Source organism: Neolewinella aurantiaca (genome assembly GCF_008014675.1).
In the GTDB taxonomy this organism is placed as follows: Bacteria; Bacteroidota; Bacteroidia; order Chitinophagales; family Saprospiraceae; genus Neolewinella; species Neolewinella aurantiaca.
In genome coordinates, this window is sequence record NZ_VOXD01000075.1 from 1 (window position 1) to 3,638 (window position 3,638).

General features: G+C 49.1%; 2 protein-coding genes. One reads left to right on the forward strand and one right to left on the reverse strand.

Features of this window, described 5'->3' with window-relative positions; translation table 11 throughout:
• Window positions 1-185: 185 nt before the first annotated feature.
• Window positions 186-647, reverse strand: a complete 462-nt coding sequence (locus tag FUA23_RS21915; protein ID WP_147932918.1) for a restriction endonuclease — start codon at window positions 645-647, stop codon at window positions 186-188.
• Window positions 648-738: 91 nt separating this feature from the next.
• On the opposite strand from FUA23_RS21915, the gene FUA23_RS21920 reads away from it, so the two are divergent.
• Window positions 739-3,465 carry a UvrD-helicase domain-containing protein gene (locus tag FUA23_RS21920; RefSeq protein WP_147932919.1) on the forward strand — a complete coding sequence of 909 codons (2,727 nt, stop codon included), beginning with the start codon at window positions 739-741 and terminating at the stop codon, window positions 3,463-3,465.
• Window positions 3,466-3,638 lie beyond the last annotated feature (173 nt).

Sequence of the window (3,638 nt, forward strand, 5' to 3'; positions counted from 1 at the left end):
TGAGTACCGGTACGCACCAGCCACAGAATGGCATCAAGTACATCCCGGAGTTGATGTTTTGTCTTGCGGTTGATTGGTAGATAATCTTTAACTTCGTTCCACTGGCTGTCAGTCAACCGAGTCCACTGCTTGGTCATATTTGTAGTGTTTAGCGACTTACAAGATACGACTGGCAGCCTTTATATCTAAATTTTCATAATTTTAGACACGCTCTTAATCCGGTTGACGGCGGGGTCCTGACCGCTGAGGGTAGCTTCGGCGGTGGATGTCCATTTGTTGGTGGTTGAGATCCAGAGTCTCCGGTTGAAGCGATGCTGTTTACCGTCGATTTCGAAGGCGCGGCCGCTGGTGCTGAGGAAGGTATCGACTTCGCTCTTTGAGATGGAGGACTTCTCTCCGTAGAATTTACACTGGACGGCCCAGTAATCTCCGGTTTTAGTTTGGGCTACAAGGTCGATGCCGGTATCCTGGCCGGCGATGGAATCGCGACCGGGGAACTCGTTCCAGAGCCAGACTGTTTTGATTTCCCGCTGATAAATGGGCTCGGTTAGGAGATAGGCTTGCATTAGGCGCTCGAAGCGGTCGCCTTGGTCGCGGGTGGAAATTGCTTCGTTGCGGTAGTTGCGTAAGAGGTCTAGGAATGTCATTCAAATCTGGGTGTAAGTCGGAACGGGGCGGAAAAACGCTTGGGGGGTGAAGATAGTAAAAGTATCGATTGGGAGGGCTGATTGATCGTTCTTGCTCCCCTACCCTGCTCGTCCAACTTTCATTGCACCTGCGTTTTCGCCCAAAGACTTAATGGTGTTAGAGAAACAGGAAGTGGGCCAAATATTTTGTCAGGGGATTATTACCTTCGGCTTTCGTTTAAAAACAAGCCTCATCATTATGTCGATTGAGATGCTTCTACTTGTTGCTTTATTGAGCATTGCGATTGTGCTAATTGGTTTACTAGTTGGTAATAGCCGGAAACGTAAGCGTGCCTTGACGCAACAATTGGAGGGGCTTCTGCCTGATATACGAGAGGGTCGGCGAGTGTTTGTTGGTCATCTTAGTGAGGAGACCGGGTATTTCAACCATTTTCTGTTGCGCCAATGGACAGAGCGGTTTGGGCCGGTTGCTAAAACGGTAGGCAAACTGAAGTACCGCAAGTCGTACCTGAGTGAGGAGGATAAGGACCTGATTGATCAGTTTCTTAAATACTCTAGCGAGAAGGAGGAGCGTCGAGAAGCTTTCAATCAGGCTTTTGTGCCGGCGGAGGTAAAGCGAACGACGGCTTTGCTGAGCGACGTTGAGGGGAGAAGCCTTGACCATCAACAAAGGGTGGCGGTTGTGACCGACGAGGATTCCAACCTGGTGGTTGCGGGGGCCGGATCGGGGAAGACTACGACGGTGGTAGGGAAGGTGAAATATGTGATGGAGCGGTATGACGTTACTGCCGAAGAGCTATTGTTGATTTCGTTTACGAATAAGGCTACGGACTCGCTGAAGGAGCGGATAGAGCTTGAAGGGCTGCAGGCGAAGACGTTTCATAAACTGGGGAAGGACATTATTGCGGCCGCAGAAGGAGGAGTGCCGACGACGTTTGATGAGAAGGATTTCAAGAATACTATCCTTCAGGTTTTTCGGACACTGATTCAGGACCCTGATTATCTGGCGAAGGTAAATATGCTGTTTACTGATCATTTGAAAGCTTATCGTCCCCAGGATGAGTTTGAATCTCAGGGGGCGTATTGGGCTTTTCTGGATGAACAAAACTATACGACATATAAGGAGGTACATCAATCGTGGGCGACGAAGGAAACGATGATGCGGGAGCGGGTGAAGAGCATCGAGGAGTGCCTGATTGCCAATCATTTGTTTTTCAACGGAGTGTCTTATCAATACGAAGCAGCTTATGAACATGAGACCAAAACGTTAGACTATAAACAGTACCGGCCGGACTTCAAGATTACTCAGGGAGACAAGGTGGTTTACCTGGAGCACTTTGGCGTAGACCGGGAGGGCAATGTGCCGAAGTGGTTTGGAAAGCCAGGAGAGCGGTATGAGGATGTGAAGCAGCGCTATAACGATGGTATCCGGTGGAAGCGGGAATTGCACGCTACACACGGCACGACCCTGGTGGAGACGTATAGTTTTATGAAGCGTGAAGGGACGCTGTACGAGGAGTTGGAAAGGATTCTTACCGAAGCGGGGATTGTTTTTACTCCGCTAACGGCGGAAGAGAAATGGGAGGCGATCCAGCGATACGGCCAAAATGAGGTTGACGCTTTTTATCAGTTGGCGCAGACGTTCAGCAACCTTTGGAAGAGTAATGATTACTCGGCGGAAGACATCCGGCAGAAGATCGATCAGATAGAAGACAAGTCGCTTCGGGATCGTTCGCAAGCGATGTTTGACATTCTTCGCCCGATTCAGGAGGGGTATGAGGCTTACTTGCGGGAGGTGAACATGATCGACTTTGGGGATATGATAAACCTGGCGACGGCGGCAGTTACCCGGGGAGAATATGCCAGTCCGTTTCGGTACATTATTATTGATGAGTTTCAGGATATATCGATCAGTCGCTACCGGTTGATCAAGGCACTTCAGGCAAGCCGTCCGGGTTGTAAGATTTTTTGTGTGGGTGATGACTGGCAGTCGATCTACCGGTTTGCGGGGAGTGACATTTCGCTGTTCAGTAGTTTTGGCAAGTATTTCGGTGTGCACGAAAAGTTGAAGATTGAGACGACCTACCGTTTTCAGGATCCCCTGCTGGCGACTTCTTCGGATTTCGTGATGGCGAACCCGAACCAGACGGCTAAAAAACTGAGGGGGTTAGCCGGAAAAAGGACGACCTATAGTATTGAGTATATTGATAAGGATTTTCCGGGAGTTGGTGCGCGGACAGCCGCATTGTTTAATAATCTTCTTTCGCTTTATCCGGGCATTGAAGAGAAGGAGATTTTGATTTTGGGCCGATACAATCTTGACAGGAACCGACTGAGTTACAAGTATAGTCCGTTTGAGGTTAGTCCTTCGTTAGTGGTATACCGGAAGGGAGGACAAAGCTTGCGGGCGAAGTTCATGACTATACACAAGGCTAAAGGTTTAGAGGCGGACATTGTGATTTTGATTAACTGTAGTACGGGCAAGTATGGATTCCCGTCGCAGATGTCGGATGATCCGATGCTGAATCTTGTTTTAAGTCAGGCGGATCAGTTTGAGAATGGAGAAGAGCGGCGACTGTTCTACGTTGCGCTTACTCGAGCTAAAGAGCATGCCTATTTGGTTTGCGACCATAGGTATAAGTCTAAGTTTATTCTGGAGCTGGAGGGTCAGGATACCGGGGCCAAGGTTGAGCGGTGTCCGGAGTGCAAAACGGGGAGACTGGTTTACCGTTCAGGGGTCAGTAAGAAGGGGAACCCTTATGCGATGTATGGATGTAGTAATTTTTCGCGGGGGTGTGGGTTTAAGCGGTGGGCATAGGGGGGAGCGTCCAGTACCCGTGGAATAGGCTGGGTTGGGATATTTTTTTTGAGACTGTTCATCTAAGTGTGTCTACATTACTTTACAGTTAGATACGATTATTATGGCAAAGAAAACCAAAAAGACACGCTCATTGGAAGAGCTTTTTACCGACCCGGAGCAGGTCAAGCGCA

Excerpts from the sequence above, each read along its gene's own strand:
- FUA23_RS21915 (WP_147932918.1), bottom strand. The coding sequence starts at position 647 with ATGACATTCCTAGACCTCTTACGCAACTACCGCAACGAAGCAATTTCC.